Annotated in this window: 17 protein-coding genes; 7 read left to right on the forward strand and 10 right to left on the reverse strand. The window is 64.3% G+C overall.

Going from position 1 to position 16,175, the window contains the following annotated elements:
• The first annotated feature begins 11 nt into the window (after positions 1 to 11).
• Positions 12 to 1,538 carry an ArnT family glycosyltransferase gene (locus GRI62_RS07870; RefSeq protein ID WP_160731844.1) on the forward strand — a complete coding sequence of 509 codons (1,527 nt, stop codon included), beginning with the start codon at positions 12 to 14 and terminating at the stop codon, positions 1,536 to 1,538.
• Here the strand turns inward: GRI62_RS07870 and GRI62_RS07875 are convergent.
• The gene (locus GRI62_RS07875) at positions 1,468 to 2,391 is read right to left on the reverse strand and encodes a DMT family transporter (protein WP_234027392.1); all 924 of its coding nucleotides are present in this window, start codon (positions 2,389 to 2,391) and stop codon (positions 1,468 to 1,470) included. The genes GRI62_RS07870 and GRI62_RS07875 overlap by 71 nt on opposite strands.
• A 177-nt stretch (positions 2,392 to 2,568) precedes the next feature.
• Between GRI62_RS07875 and GRI62_RS07880 the strand changes: the two genes are divergently transcribed.
• The 4 genes from GRI62_RS07880 (at position 2,569) to GRI62_RS07895 (ending at position 7,426) form a co-directional block, all read left to right on the forward strand.
• Positions 2,569 to 4,119, forward strand: a complete 1,551-nt coding sequence (locus GRI62_RS07880) for a hypothetical protein (RefSeq protein WP_131452794.1) — start codon at positions 2,569 to 2,571, stop codon at positions 4,117 to 4,119.
• 69 nt (positions 4,120 to 4,188) lie between these two features.
• Positions 4,189 to 4,404 (forward strand): hypothetical protein, encoded by a 216-nt coding sequence (locus tag GRI62_RS07885; RefSeq protein WP_131452795.1) that lies wholly within the window; start codon positions 4,189 to 4,191, stop codon positions 4,402 to 4,404.
• Entirely contained in the window at positions 4,401 to 5,786 is a 1,386-nt protein-coding gene (locus tag GRI62_RS14660) for a methyltransferase domain-containing protein (protein ID WP_234032731.1), read from the forward strand. The genes GRI62_RS07885 and GRI62_RS14660 overlap by 4 nt, the downstream gene beginning before the upstream one ends.
• A gap of 113 nt (positions 5,787 to 5,899) precedes the next feature.
• On the forward strand, positions 5,900 to 7,426 hold the full coding sequence (locus GRI62_RS07895; protein ID WP_131452796.1) for a CpaF family protein: 1,527 nt from the start codon (positions 5,900 to 5,902) through the stop codon (positions 7,424 to 7,426).
• A 30-nt stretch (positions 7,427 to 7,456) separates the two neighbouring features.
• On the opposite strand, the gene GRI62_RS07900 is transcribed toward GRI62_RS07895, so the two are convergent.
• Complete coding sequence (locus GRI62_RS07900) at positions 7,457 to 7,687, reverse strand: hypothetical protein (RefSeq protein WP_131452797.1); 231 nt, start codon at positions 7,685 to 7,687, stop codon at positions 7,457 to 7,459.
• A 95-nt stretch (positions 7,688 to 7,782) separates the two neighbouring features.
• Between GRI62_RS07900 and GRI62_RS07905 the strand changes: the two genes are divergently transcribed.
• Complete coding sequence (locus GRI62_RS07905; protein ID WP_234027393.1) at positions 7,783 to 8,649, forward strand: DMT family transporter; 867 nt, start codon at positions 7,783 to 7,785, stop codon at positions 8,647 to 8,649.
• Positions 8,650 to 8,769: 120 nt separating this feature from the next.
• Entirely contained in the window at positions 8,770 to 8,898 is a 129-nt protein-coding gene (locus GRI62_RS07910; RefSeq protein WP_131452798.1) for an entericidin A/B family lipoprotein, read from the forward strand.
• A gap of 219 nt (positions 8,899 to 9,117) precedes the next feature.
• Here GRI62_RS07910 and GRI62_RS07915 read toward each other — a convergent pair whose 3' ends face one another.
• The 8 genes from GRI62_RS07915 to GRI62_RS07950 all read right to left on the reverse strand — a co-directional run bounded on the left by GRI62_RS07915 (position 9,118) and on the right by GRI62_RS07950 (position 16,105).
• The gene (locus tag GRI62_RS07915) at positions 9,118 to 10,125 is read right to left on the reverse strand and encodes a fatty acid desaturase (protein ID WP_131452799.1); all 1,008 of its coding nucleotides are present in this window, start codon (positions 10,123 to 10,125) and stop codon (positions 9,118 to 9,120) included.
• 321 nt (positions 10,126 to 10,446) lie between these two features.
• Positions 10,447 to 11,040 carry a DUF938 domain-containing protein gene (locus tag GRI62_RS07920; RefSeq protein ID WP_131452800.1) on the reverse strand — a complete coding sequence of 198 codons (594 nt, stop codon included), beginning with the start codon at positions 11,038 to 11,040 and terminating at the stop codon, positions 10,447 to 10,449.
• A complete protein-coding gene (locus GRI62_RS07925; protein WP_131452801.1) occupies positions 11,037 to 11,498 on the reverse strand; it encodes an ABA4-like family protein in 462 nt (153 codons plus the stop codon). Before GRI62_RS07925 ends, GRI62_RS07920 begins: the two co-directional genes overlap by 4 nt.
• Entirely contained in the window at positions 11,495 to 12,211 is a 717-nt protein-coding gene (locus tag GRI62_RS07930) for an NAD-dependent epimerase/dehydratase family protein (RefSeq protein ID WP_131452802.1), read from the reverse strand. The genes GRI62_RS07925 and GRI62_RS07930 overlap by 4 nt, the downstream gene beginning before the upstream one ends.
• Positions 12,204 to 13,364: a deoxyguanosinetriphosphate triphosphohydrolase gene (locus tag GRI62_RS07935; protein ID WP_131452803.1), complete on the reverse strand. Its 1,161-nt coding sequence runs from the start codon at positions 13,362 to 13,364 to the stop codon at positions 12,204 to 12,206. Before GRI62_RS07935 ends, GRI62_RS07930 begins: the two co-directional genes overlap by 8 nt.
• 125 nt (positions 13,365 to 13,489) lie before the next feature.
• Complete coding sequence (locus GRI62_RS07940) at positions 13,490 to 14,185, reverse strand: aspartate/glutamate racemase family protein (RefSeq protein ID WP_131452804.1); 696 nt, start codon at positions 14,183 to 14,185, stop codon at positions 13,490 to 13,492.
• Between the two features lie 82 nt (positions 14,186 to 14,267).
• A complete protein-coding gene (locus GRI62_RS07945) occupies positions 14,268 to 15,791 on the reverse strand; it encodes an NAD(P)(+) transhydrogenase (Re/Si-specific) subunit beta (RefSeq protein ID WP_131452805.1) in 1,524 nt (507 codons plus the stop codon).
• Positions 15,788 to 16,105: an NAD(P) transhydrogenase subunit alpha part 2 gene (locus GRI62_RS07950; protein ID WP_131452806.1), complete on the reverse strand. Its 318-nt coding sequence runs from the start codon at positions 16,103 to 16,105 to the stop codon at positions 15,788 to 15,790. Before GRI62_RS07950 ends, GRI62_RS07945 begins: the two co-directional genes overlap by 4 nt.
• Between the last annotated feature and the right edge of the window lie 70 nt (positions 16,106 to 16,175).

Genomic DNA, 16,175 nt, shown 5'->3' on the forward strand with positions numbered 1-16,175 from the left:
CGAGCCCGACCATGATGACAGCGCCAACGGTGCCCGGCAAGCGCCGCTGGTCCGACGCCGTGATGTGCGGGGACGTGTTATGTTACGTCCTGCTCGCGCTGCTGGTCATCGCCACGCGCGGCATCTGGTTCGGCGATCCCGTCGCCGATTTCGACGAACAGCTCTACAGCTATATCGGCTGGCGCATGACCCAGCGCGAGCTGCCATTCGTCGACTGGTGGGACCGCAAGCCGTTCGGCCTGTTCGCCATTTTTGCCCTCAGCCACGCCCTGTTCGGCCCGGGGGCCCTTGCCTACCAGTTCGTGGGTGCACTGTTCGCCTTTGCCTCGGCCGTTCTGACCTATCGTCTGGCGCGCAAGCTCGCCAGCCGATCATCGGCCACCATCGCCGCCGCGATCCAGACCATGCTGATGTGCGCCTATGCCAGCTATTCGGCGCAAAGCGAGGTGTTCTTCCTGCCGCTGGTGCTGGGCATGGCGCTACTGCTGGTCGATGGAGACCACCCCCGCTTTACCCGGCGCGCGATGGTGGCAATGCTGCTTGGCGGCCTGGCGCTCCAGGTCAAATATACGGTTCTGCCACAATGCGTGTTCTTCGGATCGTGGGCGCTGTGGGTCGAACATCGACGCGGGGCGGACCTGCGGACGCTGGCCGGCCGGGCCATACTGTTCGTGATGGCGGGCCTAATGCCGACAATCGCGGTGGGCCTGTTCTATCTCGCGGTCGGGCACTTTGACGCGTTTCTTCACGCCAACTTTTTCAGCTTCTTCAACAGGGACCCCGGGCCGGAAGGGCGCTGGGCGAGCGAGGACCTGATTGGCACGCTGCCGCTGTCGATGCTGGCGGCCTGTGGCTTCTATGCTGCCTTTCGCATGAAACGGCCTGAACCGATCGGCGTCTGGCTGTTTTTCGCCGGCTGGTCGCTGGCGGGGTTGGCATCGGTGTTCCTCCCGCGCGAGATCTATCTTTATTACTACGCCGCGCTCAGCGCACCCGTGGCCTTGGTCGCGGTGCCCATTCTGGATCGGACCGGCCCCTTGCGCGCTTACCCCGGCGTGGTGCTGACCTTGTCGCTTGCGCTGCTTCTCCAGATGCCGCAGCGCGCGCGGGAATCGCAGGACGAGCGGCAGGCGGCCAATGCCCTCGCAGCAGCTATTGCTCCTCATGTCTCGGGTTCGCGCTGTCTATGGCTGTGGGATGGGCCAACGGCGCTGTACCGCATGACCCGCAGCTGCGTCCCTACCGCCTACGTCTATCCCGATCACCTCAACAATTCCCTGGAGGATGGCGCGCTGCCCGTCGACCAGGTGCAGGAGGTTGCACGCGTGCTCGCCACGCGGCCCGGGGTGATCGTCACCGCGGACCGCCCGATGACGTTGCAGAATGAAACCGCCGAATATCTCGTGGAGGGCGCCCTCGCCGCCCATTACGAGCGCGGGGTGACGGTGCCCATGCACGGCCGGCAGATCACCGCGTGGACCCGGAAAGATCCTTCGCGCGGCCCCGCCACCACAGCCACAGGCCCGAGCCCACGATAAGCGCAGCGCCCAGCATTGCGATGGCATCGGGCGCCTCGTCGAAGAACACCCATGCAAGGGACGTGGCCACCAGCAGCTGGCCATAGGTCATCGGTGCCACTGTGGCCGCGCCCGCGCGCTCTGTGCCCTTGAACACCAGCCAGTGGGCCGCCGTGGCGGAACAGGCGACAAAGGCAACGCGGGCCAGCACATGCCATTCGGGCCAATAGAGGGCGAACCGTGGATCGCCCGACGCCGCGCCCGCGCCGGCCGCTAGCATCAGCACCAGGGCCCCACCGCATGCAACATAGGCCTGCGCGGCAAGCACGCTGCCCACGCCGCGTACCGCCCGGTTAGCGGTCATCAGCACGGCCATGGCGAGGGCACTCAACAACGGCAGCAGCGCGGCAACGCCGATGGCGGCAAAGTTGGGCCGCAGGATGATCAGCACACCCACAAACGCGACCAGGGTAGCTGCCACGGTGGCCCAGCGAAGCCGTTCCCCTAGGAAGAGGGCCGCCAGCAGGGCGGTGAACATCGGCTGCGTAAAGGTGATCGCCACGGCATCGGCCAGCGGCATCAGCCAGATGCTGCCGAAAAACGCCAGCGTTGCTGTCGCCACGGCCGCGCCACGTAAAAGCTGCACGCGCAGCTTGGGAATGCTGGTAAAGGGCGCGGAGCCCTCGCGCGCGAACAGGATCGCAGACAGGCCAATGGCGCCCAGGACATAGCGAAAGGCCGCCACCGCCGGCGGTGTCCACTGGTCGGCAATACCCTTGATGATCGCGTCGCCCAAGGACAGCAAGCAGAAGCCGGCCAGGGCATAGAGCAGTCCGGCCCGATCGGACTGCATTGATTCCTGGGGATGCTTCATGAGCATGCCAGTAGAGGCCGTGCTCGATCCCGCAAGCGGTATATCGCACCCTATTCGTGACCCGTTTAGCGCGGAATTAACCATGCCGCTTCTAGAGCGCTGGCCATGGTTTTCTCTGCCGCTGCCAGTTCCGTTGCGCGAAAATTCGTGCGCTCGTCACCTTGCCCAGCGCGGTGGTTGCTGTTCGCGGCCAGCCTCGCTGCCGGTCTGGCCGGGTTCTTCAACCTGCTCAACTACCATGCTTATCCCCTCTTCCGCCCCGAGGTCGCAGTCGTCGTCGCCGGGATTGTGGCGGTGGCGTTCGTCTTGGCCGCGCTGCGCGGCGCTATCGGGTCGCTTCTCGGCGCTGTGATGACCGGGCTGGTCGTCGCCATCGCTGCGGACCTGTCTGCCGAGATCGATCTGGGCTGGTTCTACGCTTTGTGGCTTGTTCTGGCCGTGATCGCGTTTCTCGCAGAACCTCTGCTGTTGAAGATGGCTCTCGCCATGTTCGGCACCGTGGCCTTGTTCCAGTTTGTTACTTTGACGACAGGCTTAGGTGCGCCCGTGCGGCCGGACAATTCGGCACGCGTCCTGCAATCCGGCGATCGCCCGATGACGGATCGCCCGGCCATCGTTCACCTCGTCCTCGATTCATACCTTGGTCTTGGGGGAATGGACCTCGGCCCGGAGCACTACACGCAGCTGCGGGCCGAGCAGTCTGCATTTTTTGCGCAGCGTGGTTTCCAGACCTATCCCGGGGCCTACAGCCGTCACGTCAAGACGGTGAATTCGTTGCCGTACCTGTTCTCATACGGAACCGCCCCGTTCGGTGAGGGCGGCGTCGACGTGCAATATGCCGTTGCTGACGAGCTTGCCTATTTCACCGATCTGGATACCCGGGGCTACCGCACCAGCGTGCTCCAGCCGACCTACCTCGACATGTGCGTCAACCAGCCGTTGACGCGTTGCCGCAAGTACGAGCGATCCGATCTGGCCGCATTGTTGGATACTGACCTGACGGCTGTCGAACGCGCCCGGATCATGGGGTTTACGCTTCTGCAATTGACCGGCTTCCCCAGCCGTGCGGCGGAGGCACTGCAACTGGCTGCCAATGACGCTTTCGAGCTCACCGGCCGCCGTCCCTACAATCGGGCGAAATTGCTGCCGCTCGCCGCTGTCCGGCAATTCGACCGTTTCATCGACGAATTGCCTGACCTGCAACGGGGAAAGGCGCGTGTGGCGCATCTGTTGCTTCCCCACGATCCCTACATCCTCGATCCGCAATGCCGAGCAAAGCCCGAACGTGAGTGGCTTGACGAGCATGGCCCAGGCACACCCGCCGCGCGTGAACGTGCCTACGCCGATCAGGTCCGCTGCGTCCAGGGGAAGATTGCTGCAATGCTGGACGCGCTGGATCGAACCGCCGCCGGGCGGGAGGCGATCGTGCTGATCCATGGCGATCACGGTTCGCGCATTTCCCCCTATGTGCCATACATCGGGGGGCCACAGCTGACCGACCGCGAATTGCTGATGGCCCACTCGGCATTCTTTGCCATTCGCGTTCCCGGCGAGCCGGCGGCTGAGCTCGCAGGCAGTTACGCGCTGGAAACCCTCATGGCAGACTTCCGCGCCCGCGATTTCCGCTCCGCGCCGCGCCCCCTCGCCGCACGCCCCGCCATGCTGCTCATGAATGCCAGATCCGTCCCCACCGAACGCCGCGCCTTGCCCGTTCCGGTGCGCAATTAACCGTTTGTAAGGCAAAATGCTTCACATCCTGCAAAGCGAAATCGCGTCTTTCAATCCCGAGGAATTACGATGAAAGCCAAGACCCTGATCTCCTTGACCGGCCTTGTTGCGATGCTGAGCGTCGCCGCGCCGGCGCATGCCTATCTCGATCCTGCGACGGGCAGCATCATATTGCAGGCAGTCATCGGCGGCATTGCCGGCGCCACTTTGTTTTTCCGGACGCAGCTTTATCGCGTGAAGAGCTTCTTCGTGCGCGACCGCAAGGCCGGGGCCAACGAAGAGTGAGCGTTCCAGCCTACATCGAGCCGGGATCGTTCCGCGATCCGGGGGGGCGCATCTATGTTGCCGACCAACGCATCCTGCGCGCGGTGATGCCGTCCGCAGCGCCGGCATTCGAGAAAGCGGAGAGCGAGGGTATCCTGCGCCGCCTTTCCGACGCGGGCAAACTGGTGGACTATTCCGCGGTGTCGAACGACGTTCTGCCTGACGTGGCGGCTGCCCACATACTCGAGCATCCGCGTGTGCCTTTCGTATCGTACCCCTACGAATGGAGCTTCTCGCTGCACAAGGCCGCAGCCCTGTTCCATCTGGATTTCCACCTCGACCTGCTCGAAGCCGGGTTCACGCTGTCGGATGCCACTGCCTACAATGTCCAGTTCGATGGCACGCGGCCCTTCTTCATCGATCACCTTTCGATCCGCCCCTACCAGGACGGCGAAATCTGGGCCGGACATCGGCAGTTCTGCATGCAGTTTCTCAATCCGCTGCTGATGTGGTCGGCATTGGAAACGCAGCCCAATCACTGGTTCCGCGGCAATCTGGAGGGCATTGCACCTGAAGATCTCTCGCGGTTGCTGCCGATGCGCAAAAAGCTGGGCTGGACCGTCATGACCCATGTCGTCGCCCAGGCTGCGATGCAGAACCGGTCGGTCAAGGCTGCGCAGGGTTCCGCCAAATATCGCCAAACGCGCCTGCCCCTGCACGCCATGAAGGGCATGCTGGACGGTCTGCGGCGGGCGATCGCTGGTCTCAACGTTCCATCCCACGCCACGGTCTGGGGCGATTATGCCGGGCGAAACAGCTATCAGAGCGAAGAAGCGCGCGCGAAGGCCGCCTTCGTCGCCGAGATGACCAGCGCCAGCAAACCAGACCTGCTGTTCGATATCGGTTGCAACAGCGGGGACTATTCCAAGGTTGCCCTGGAAAGCGGTGCCGGGCGCGTCGTCGGCTTCGATTTCGATCACGCGGCACTGGAACTGGCGTATGACCGCGCGCGTCAGGAAGAGCTCGCATTCCTACCGCTTTGGCTGGATGCCGCTAACCCAAGTCCCGCGCAGGGCTGGGGGCAGGCTGAGCGCAAGGGCTTTGGTGAACGGGCAAGCGCCGATGCTCTGGTCGCACTTGCATTCATCCATCACATCGCCATCGGCCGCAACGTGCCGCTCGACATGGCGACGGACTGGCTGACCGCGCTGGCACCCACCGGTGTCATCGAGTTTCCGCACAAGTCCGATCCCATGGTGCAAACGCTCTTGTCGCAGCGCGACGATATCTTTCCGGTTTACGACAACGCGCACTTTGCCAGCCTGCTTTCGCAACGCGCACGGATAGTGAAGCAGGTGGAGGTGCTGCCGACCCGGACGCTTTACTGGTACGAGCGCCACTGACCTGCGCGTCGCGATGGTTTGCGAAAAATTTACCAAACTGAGCGAAACATCGGTTTCGGACACGGCGGGCACTCGGTGCGCAACCGCCCGCAGAATGAAGTAAGGGGCATGAGATGAGCGCTTTCGGACGCAGGAACGGAGCCGGCAACGTCGTTCAGGGTGCCAAGCCCAGCTTCGGCGTGGCCAAGCCCATGCGTGGCGGCATGCCCTCGAGCCCGCGCACCGAGGATAACGGATCGCTGTCCGGCGGTGATCAGTTCCCGCCCTTGCCCGACGAAGGCGCGTCCTTGTCCGGCAGGCCGCGCGACAAGGAAGACGCGCTCAATCGCCTGCAGCAGCGTTCCGATGCCGTGCACGAGAGGCAGGAAGTCGGCGGTTTCGAGGCGAGCGTCCACAAGATCAAGGAACAGGTGCTCCCCCGCCTGCTCGAACGCGTCGATCCCGAGGCGGCGGCCACGCTGACCAAGGAAGAGCTTTCGGAAGAATTCCGCCCGATCATCATGGAAGTGCTGGCCGAGTTGAAGGTCACCCTCAACCGCCGCGAACAGTTCGCGCTGGAAAAGGTGCTGATCGACGAACTCCTCGGCTTCGGGCCGCTGGAGGAATTGCTCGGCGATCCCGACGTGACCGACATCATGGTCAACGGCCCCGATCAGACCTACATCGAAAAGAAGGGCAAGCTGGTCATCGCGCCGATCAAGTTCCGCGATGAAAGCCACCTGTTCCAGATCGCCCAGCGCATCGTCAACCAGGTCGGCCGCCGGGTCGACCAGACCACGCCGCTGGCCGACGCCCGCCTGAAGGATGGCAGCCGTGTCAACGTTATCGTGCCGCCGCTGTCGCTGCGCGGCACCGCGATCTCCATTCGTAAGTTCTCCGAGAAGCCGATCACCATCGACATGCTCAAGGGCTTCGGTTCGATGGACGACAAGATGGCGACTGCGCTGAAGATCGCCGGTGCCTGCCGCATGAACGTGGTCATCTCGGGCGGCACGGGCTCGGGCAAGACGACCATGCTCAACGCCCTGTCGAAGATGATCGACCCGGGCGAGCGCGTGCTGACAATCGAGGACGCGGCCGAACTGCGCCTGCAGCAACCGCACTGGCTGCCGCTGGAAACCCGCCCGCCGAACCTGGAAGGCCAAGGCGCCATCACCATCGGCGACCTGGTCAAGAACGCCCTGCGTATGCGCCCCGACCGCATCATTCTGGGCGAGATTCGCGGCGCGGAATGTTTCGACCTTCTCGCCGCCATGAACACCGGCCACGATGGGTCCATGTGTACGCTCCACGCCAACTCCCCGCGCGAGTGCCTGGGGCGCATGGAGAACATGATCCTGATGGGCGACATCAAGATCCCCAAGGAAGCCATCAGCCGCCAGATCGCCGAATCGGTCGACCTGATCGTGCAGGTGAAGCGCCTGCGCGACGGCAGCCGCCGCACCACCAACGTCACCGAGGTGATCGGGATGGAAGGCGACGTGATCGTGACGCAGGAACTGTTCGCGTTCGAATATCTGGACGAGGGCGACGACGGGCGGATCATCGGCGAATTCCGTTCGAGCGGGCTCAGGCCCTACACGCTCGAAAAGGCCCGCCAGTTCGGCTACGATCAGGCCTATCTAGAAGCCTGCCTCTGATATCTGGTATCGCGATGCGGCAGGGCGCCGCTAACCCCTGATCCAGCCCATCACGCCGAAGACGGTGACGATCAGCCCGGCCATCATGGTGAGCGCGGCGATATCGCGCCAGGGCATGATGCCGACGTTGTCCACGTGGCGCCGTTTGGCGCGGCGGCGTTCGCCCGCCATGGCCAGCGCCGAAATCAGCAGCAGTGCGCCCCCCACCATCACGTAGCGCGTGGCGTCACTGGCAAACAGGATGGCGTCGGGCAGCTTCACGGCCGCGCATATGGTGACGGCCTGCTTGCGGACAATGATTGCCTGGCGACAATGGCTGCCTTTCGACAACGATTGACCGGCACCGCCCTTTTCGTATGGCCGCCGGCATGACCGCATCCGCAACCGACCGGCCCCTGCTCGCGCTGGTTCTGCGGTTGGGCGGCATCGCCGGCATCGCCACCATGGCGGCGCTGATCAAGATTGCGTCGGACCGCGGCGTGCACATCGCGGAGATCATCTTCTGGCGGCAGGGTATTGCGATCCCCATGCTGCTGGGCTGGGCCCTGGCGCGCGGGGGGCTGGCTTCGCTCGGCACGAAGCGGCCGCGCGCGCACCTGATGCGAAGTGTCTACGGGTTCGTCGGAATGGTGCTCAATTTCGGTGCGGTGATCCTGCTTCCCCTGGCCGAGGCGACCACGTTCAGCTTCACCGCGCCGCTGTGGGCGGTGATCCTGTCGATGGTGATCCTGCATGAAAAGGTGGGTCTGTGGCGCTGGTCGTCGGTGGTTGCGGGCTTTGCGGGCGTGCTCATCATCGCCCAGCCGGGCGGCCATGCCATTCCTCTTGGCGGCGCGGCGGCGGCGCTGGGCGGAGCCTTCATGGTGGCGCTCATTTCACTCCAGATCCGCGATCTGGGCCGCACCGAGAAACCGGTCACGATCGTGTTCTGGTTTGCCGCCATCAGCACGCTGCTGGCACTGCCCGCGCTGCCCTTCACCATGCGCGTCCATGCCATTGGCGACTATGCGCTGCTGGCCGGCATCGGCGTGGCCGGAACGGTCGGCCAGCTGCTTATCACCGCGGCGCTGCGCTATGGCCAGGTGTCGAGCGTGATCGTGATGGACTACTCCGCGCTGGTCTGGGCGACCCTGTATGGCTGGCTGTTCTTCGCCGTCCTGCCGCCCGCCGCGACCTGGATCGGAGCGCCGCTGATCATCGCCGCCGGCGTCATCATCGCCTGACGCGAACAGGCGCTGCGCCGGCAGGTGATCGTGGCCGGCAGCCAGTCGGCTGGAACCTGATTGCGCGAAGAGCGTTTCCGTTTCCAATATGGACGATGTGTCCATCACTGGAGCTTTGACATGATCCGCAAGATTTTCCTCGCCGTCGGCGTCTCGGCACTCGCCCTCTCCGCCACCGCCTGCAACACCATCAAGGGCATTGGCAATGACATCGAGTCGGTCGGCGAAGCCGGCGACCGCGCCATTTGATTTTATCGACCGCGTTGATGACAGGCGCCCGCCGGAGCGATCCGGCGGGCGCTTTCGTTTGGCCAGCGATATAGCAGGAACTGGACGTTGGCCGGCCTTGCCAGCCGAAGCCTGCGTACCCAACCCTTTTGCCGGCAAGCGCGTCGGCGCGCAGAGGTGACTGATCATCCTGCAGAAGCGGACCTGCACGTCTGCACCGGGCAGTTGGATAAATGGAGGCTACGTACGGCTTGCGGTCGTCGCTCGATCGAACGACACCAGTCGCCGCTGCTCCTCGTCCCATAAGACGAGGTTTATTGTGCCAAGCGTATCAAGCGCGGTGAACCGATTGATGCCGCTCAGGTGTGGGAATTTCTCGAGCACTTCGGGAAGCCGATAGAACGGGATCCGGCTTACCAAGTGATGGACATGATGAATGCCGATGTTGGCAGTGAACCAGCGCAGCACGGCGGGGAGTTCGAGGTGGGAGCTGCCCCGCAACGCCGCATCATGAAAGGACCATTCGGCGCCGACGTTCCAATGGGCTTCCTCGAATTGATGCTGAATGTAAAACAGCCATACACCCACCATTGCAGCAATCAGCAGCACGGGCAGCAGCGTCAGCAGGACAACACTGATGCCGAACTGGTAAATGAGGGCGGTGAGCAACAGAGCTGTCGCGAGGTTTGTCGCCATCGCGCTGATCCAATAAATTCGTCCAGCTTTCATCAGCCCGATCGGGAGGCGGTGACGCAGAAGAAACAGATACGCGGGTCCGATTCCGAACAGAACGAGTGGGTGGCGATAGAAGCGGTAACGCAGCCGCCCTGCGCGGCTTCTGTCGAGATATTCCCGAACCGTGAGGGTATCGATATCGCCGAAGCCGCGAGCATCGAGATTGCCAGTTCCTGCGTGGTGCAGCGCGTGAGAACGCCTCCAGCAATCATAAGGCGTTAGCGTAAGCACACCGAGCGCACGGCCGAGCCAGTCGTTGCTGGGCCTTTTTTTCAGGAAAGCACCGTGTCCGCAATCGTGCTGGATCAAAAAGAGTCTGAGCAAAAGAAGACCGGCGGGCACGGTTACGATCAACGCAAAAAAATAACCGCTTTTCACTGCGACGAGCATCAGCCCGTTCAACAGCAAGAAGGGCACCAGGGTGATCGCTAGCTCGAACAGGCTTCGCGAAGGGCGCGGGGCTACGAAAGCCCGCAGATCTTTGACCAGTTGCCGCGGATCGACGGAGGTCATTTGCGCAACAGCGATGCCCTCTGTTGGTCCAGCGTCGGGAAGATCGTGAGCCGGGGCGCATGTCCCGTCACATTCGCCGCTAAGGCTAAGCATTTCATGGTCCTAAGGGAATCTGGTTTCGTAGCACTGAACAGTCCGCAACCGAGACCGTTCCGATAGTCGCCGAGGCATGCGTGCCCTGATAAGACCTACCGCAAGCCTAGATGGAGCTTTGCCCGTGTCCGCTAACGTCCGCAATGGGGTCCTTAGCGCAGTGGCAGCTTTGTCGTATCAATCAGCGAAACTTGATGTTCCGGATACGCAGGCACTCATCGCTTGTGCTCATTTTCGACGGTAGACCAGCGCGAGATTGTTGGCGGGCATCGGCACCCTTCTCGTGCGCCTGAACCCCCAGTTATCCGCAACGCGGTCGACAGCACCCAAACTCCGAAGGCCCCAGGCCGGATTGCGATCCTTCAAAGATCGGTCGAATGCCAGGTTCGATTGCGCTGTCTCAACGCCGCCTTCCAGATATGGACCGTAGAGGATGACGGGCGCTTCCGGGGTCAGAATGTTCGCGCATCCCCTGAACAGCCCGGTCGTCGCCTCCCATTCGCTGATATGCACCATGTTGATGCACACCACCGCGTCTGCTTGCCCGACCGGCCACACGGGGGCTGCGGCGTCGAGCGTGATCGGCATGCGCAGGTTCGCCAGCCCGCTGTCCGCCTGCCATGCTGCGATGGAGATGAGCGCATCGGGATCGGGGTCGCTCGGCTGCCAGTCAAGCTGGGGGAAGGCGCGCGCGAAATGCGCCGCGTGTTCGCCCGTGCCCGATGCGATTTCCAGGACCAGACCCGCAGCGGGCAGTTCCTCCGCCAGCACAGCAGCGATGGGATCGCGATTGCGTGCCGCGGCCGGTGCCCGGCACTTCATCGCGCGCGCCCGCGGCCGACTTGGCGCGCTCGTCGTTCACGGATCAGCAGCCACACGAGCAGGCCGAACGGCCCGGCGACGAAGGTGAGCAACAGCACAGGCGCCTGTAGCAGCCGGGAGAACCGTTTCGCATCGGCATCGCGGGCGATCCACAGGCCCGCGAACAGGTCCAGCGCGAGGTAGTGTATCCACCCCGCGGTCACGCCGCCGTCGGTCCCGAAGATCGCGCGCACGCCCTCTATCGTGGTGAACGACGCCCCGCCTTCGCCCGGACCGCCGCCGTCGAGGGTTCCGGTCACCAGCAGCACCAGCACCACGGCGTAGGCGAGGCAGAGCAATCCGACGCCCGCGTACATCACCGCTGCAAGCAGCAGTTTCCCCCGTGGCAGGGCAATCAGCATCCCCCACATGACCAGCGCCCAAAGGTTGGCGAGTGTGAACAGTGCGTCCCAGTTCATGCCACCTCCTCCGCTGCCCCTGCCGCTGCCAGCCCGCGCTCGAATTCACGGGCGAGGCGCATGATGCCATCGTGCTCGTGGACGAACTGTCCGCCGGCCCTGGCCATGGCGCAGGCGAGCGCGGCATCGGCCACGCTGCCGGCCCGGATCGAGCGGTACTTGGCGCTGTCTCCGCGCAGGAACAGGTCGGCCAGCGGGGCAATGAACTGCCCGGCCTTTTCCGCCACGCGCAGATCGTTGCGCCGTTTGCCGCGCAGCAGTCCCGGACGCAGCAGGTCCAGCCTGCGTATCCGCAATTTGCGCAGGTCTGCCTCGGCCTCTCCTTTCACCTTGAGGTAGGTGTTCTTGGAATAAGGATCGGCGCCGACAGACGAAACCTGCACGAAGTTGCGCACGTTCACCGCTTTCGCCGCCTTGGCCACCTCCAGCACCAGATCGTGATCGACTGCCGCAAAGGCGGTATCGCTGCCCGCCTTCTTGCGCGTGGTGCCAAGCGCGCTGATCACGGCGTCGGGTTCGAGCTGGGTTATCACGCTGGGCCAGGCGTCGGTATCGGCCAGCACCAGCTCCATCCGCACGCCTTCGGGAAACGGGATCTCGCGGCGAGCCACGCCTTGCAACACGATGCCGGCAAGATCGGGCGAACGTGCGATGATGGTGCGACCGATCAGCCCCGTCGCCCCGACGAGCAGTATCCGCAGGTTCTCAGACATTCGACAATCCTTCCGGCACGCTGCCGAATATGCGCCCGAACTGGCCGATCGCAAAGCCATCGGTCATGCCGGCGATATAATCGGCGATATGGCGACCGCGCTCGGGCTCCGCATCGGGCAGGCGCGCTGCCCAGGCGGGAGACATCAGCGCAGGCTCCTGGTCGTAGGCGGCGTAGAGTCGCGCGATCACGTCCTTCGCCCGCGCGGCGGTGCCGACCTGGTCGGGGTGGTGATAGAGCCGTTCGTACATGAACGCCTTCAACCGTCGCTCGCGCCCGGCCATCTCGGGCGAGAAGGCGGCCGTGGCCCGTCCGGCACCGCGCACGTCCTCCATGGTGCGGAGGCCTGCCAGATTGGCGCGCGTTGTCTCCAGCAGGTCGTTCACCATCGCGCCGATCTGCGTGCGGGTAAGCTCACGCAGCCGGGTTTCCTGCGAGGCACCGGGGAACCGCGCCTCCACGTCGGCCCACAGCTCGGCGATGAAATCCAGCTCCAGCAGGTCGTCGAGCGTCAGGAACCCGGCGCGCAGGCCATCGTCGATGTCGTGGTTGTCATACGCGATATCGTCCGCCAGCGCCGCCACCTGAGCTTCCAGCGATGGCCAGCGCGAGAGGTCCATCGGGAATTCCGCGTCAAGCTGCGCCAGCGCCCATGCAGGCTGCGCTATGGGCCCGTTGTGCTTGGCCAGCCCCTCCAGGACTTCCCAGCTGAGGTTCAGGCCCGGGTGATCGCAATAAGGGCTGTCGAGGCGCATGACGGTGCGCAGGGTGTGGCCGTTGTGATCGAACCCGCCGCGCCGCTCCAGCGCCGCGTGGAGCGCATCTTCGCCCGAATGGCCGAACGGCGGATGGCCGAGATCGTGGGCCAGGCACAGCGCCTCGGTCAGGTCCTCGTCCAGCCCAAGCGCGCGGGCGACGACGCGGCCGATCTGCGCCACCTCCAGGCTGTGGGTCAGGCGGACCCGGTAGTGGTCGCCGTCGGGCGCGATGAAGACCTGTGTCTTGCCGGCCAGGCGGCGAAAGGCGATCGAGTGGATGATGCGGTCGCGGTCGCGCTGAAAGGCACTGCGCGGCCCGCGCGTGCCATCGCTCGGCGGAGCAAATTCGCGCCCGCGGCTGGCAGCGGGATCGGCGGCATAGGGCGCTAGGGACATGCCGCCAGCGCTAGGGTCGGTCGCGGCACCTGACAACGGGAACAGCCGGGGAACGCGGCACGATTGCCGTGCGAAAGCCCCCGCTTATCGAGCCACTTGCTTTCAGCCGCCCCTGGTCGCCGCCGCTAGTCGTCGCCCAAAATCCAGTCCGCGGCGGCCTGGGCATGCACTTCCATGGCATCGTAGATCGGCACGACGGTGGCGTCGATATCGACGACCTGTTCCAGTTCCGCTGCCGCCAGCACCACGGCCTGCGCGCCGTCACGCCCCAGGTCGGTGAGCATGGTCTTGAGCGCGCGCTCCGCCTCGCGATTGTTTCTGCCGGCGATAAGATCGTCGTAGATCAGCTTCTCCAGTGCATCGACCTGGGCCATTTCCGGCGGAAGCAGGTCGATCCCGTGCGAGACCAGATGGCGACGATAGAAACTTTCCGTCATCACGCTGCGGGTGCCGAGCAGGGCCGCCGTCTGCACGCCATCGGCCGCCATCTTGCGACCCACGGTTTCGGCGATGTGGAGGAAATCCACGTTCACGCGCGCCGAAACCTCGCGAAAGGCCTTGTGGATGGCGTTGGCCCCGATCACCAGCATCCCGGCCCCGGCAGCTTCCAGGCGTTCGGCCGCGGCGCCGACCTTTTCGGTGGCCAGTTGCCAGTCCTCCGCCGTCTGCAGGCGATAGCAGTCGGAAAAATCCACGCTTTCGATAACCATCGGGGGGCTCGCATGGCCGCCTTTCCGGCGGCGCACGATGGCGCTGATGCGTTCGTAATAACGATGGGTCGAGACCCAGCTCATCCCGCCAATCAGGCCCAGTTTGCGCAAAGTATCGCCCCCATAATTCTGGCCCCCCACCCGCGGAGCCTACCGCCACGTGAACGGCAACGGTGTGGCGATGGTTCCGCCGTTAACCGTCAAGATTCTTGTTGATCTCCTCGACCATCTTCTTGGCATCGGCCAGCAGCATGGTCGTCTGGTTCATGTAGAACACGTCGTTGTCGACGCCGGCATAGCCCACGCCGCCCATGGATCGCTTGATGAAGAAAACCTGCTTGGCCTTGTCCACATCGAACACCGGCATCCCGTAGATCGGGCTCGACTTGTCAGTCTTGGCAGCGGGATTTACCACGTCGTTTGCGCCGATGATGAAGGCGACGTCGGCCTGCGCGAATTCGGAATTGATGTCCTCCAGCTCGAACACGTTCTCGTAAGGGACCTGCGCCTCTGCCAGCAGCACGTTCATGTGCCCCGGCATTCGCCCTGCCACGGGATGGATGGCGAACTTCACCTCCACGCCCTGTTCCTCCAGCATGTCAGCCATTTCGCGCAAGGCGTGCTGCGCCTGGGCGACCGCCATGCCGTATCCGGGGATGACGATGACTTTCTCGGCCTGTTGCAGCATGTAGGCGGCATCCTCCGCGCTGCCCTGCTTCCACGGGCGCTGCTCGCCCCCGCCTGCCGCCGCGCCGGCGCCTGCCTCTGCGCCGAAACCACCTGCGATCACGCTGATGAAGCTGCGGTTCATGGCGCGGCACATGATGTAGCTGAGGATCGCGCCGCTGGAACCGACCAGAGCGCCGGTGATGATCATGGCGGTGTTGTGCAGCGTGAAGCCCATCGCCGCCGCCGCCCAGCCGGAATAGCTGTTGAGCATCGAGACCACCACCGGCATGTCCGCCCCGCCGATGGGGATGATCAGCAGGAAGCCGATAACGAAGGCCGCGGCAAGGATGGCCCAGAACAGCCAGCCCTCGCCCGGCCCAGCGTTCGGCGCAATGGCATAAAGCGCCGTGCCGACGAGGATGGCCGCCAGCGTGCCGAGGTTGATCAGGTGCCGCGCAGGCAGCAGGATAGGCGCGCCGCCCATATTGCCGTTCAGCTTGGCAAAGGCGATGACGGAGCCCGAAAAGGTGATGGCACCGATGGCCGCGCCCAGCATCAGTTCCACCCGGCTGACGGCAAGGATGTTGCCGTCGAGGCCGAGGATGTCGAAGGCGCCGGGGTTGAGGAACGCCGCCGCCGCCACCAGCACCGCGGCAAGGCCGACGAGGCTGTGGAACGCCGCCACCAGCTGCGGCATCGCGGTCATGGCGATGCGGCGCGCGGTCGTCAGGCCGATGACCGCGCCGATGGCAATTGCGGCAAGGATTTGCAGGATGGTCGTAGTATCCCATCCGGCATCACAGAATCCGAATTCACCGCACATCCGCTCCGGAAGGTGGGTCACCAAGGTGGTCACCACCGCGATCAGCATCCCCGCCATGCCGAAGCGGTTGCCGCGCTGGCTGGACGCCGGGCTCGAAAGGCCGCGCAGCGCCAAGATGAAGCAGATACCCGCCACCAGGTAGGCCAGCGCCACCCACGGGTTCACCGCGTGTGCGGCATCGGCGGCGGTGGAGAGGTCGGGCACGATCTCTGGCGCCGGGATCATGCCGCGTCACCCTTGGCGGGTGCCTTGGGCGCAGGCCTGTCCTTATTCTTGTACATGGCCAGCATCCGCGCCGTTACCGCGAAGCCGCCGAAGATGTTGACGCTGGCCAGCACAACGCCCGCCAGCCCCAGCCACTTGGCCGCCGGAGCCCCGCTCGCCGCCGCCGCGATCAGCGCGCCGACGATGATGACGCTGGATATGGCATTGGTCACCGCCATCAGCGGCGTATGCAGCGCAGGCGTGACCGACCACACCACGTAATAGCCGACGAAACACGCCAGCACGAAGATCGACAGAATGGCGATGAAGTCCAAGACAGGCCCCTTCCGTGAACGGCAGGGCCATGTATTGCAAACGGGCGCCGGGGTGTCGAGCGGCGAATGG

The sequence above is a fragment of the Aurantiacibacter arachoides genome (assembly GCF_009827335.1).
GTDB lineage: Bacteria > Pseudomonadota > Alphaproteobacteria > Sphingomonadales > Sphingomonadaceae > Alteraurantiacibacter > Alteraurantiacibacter arachoides.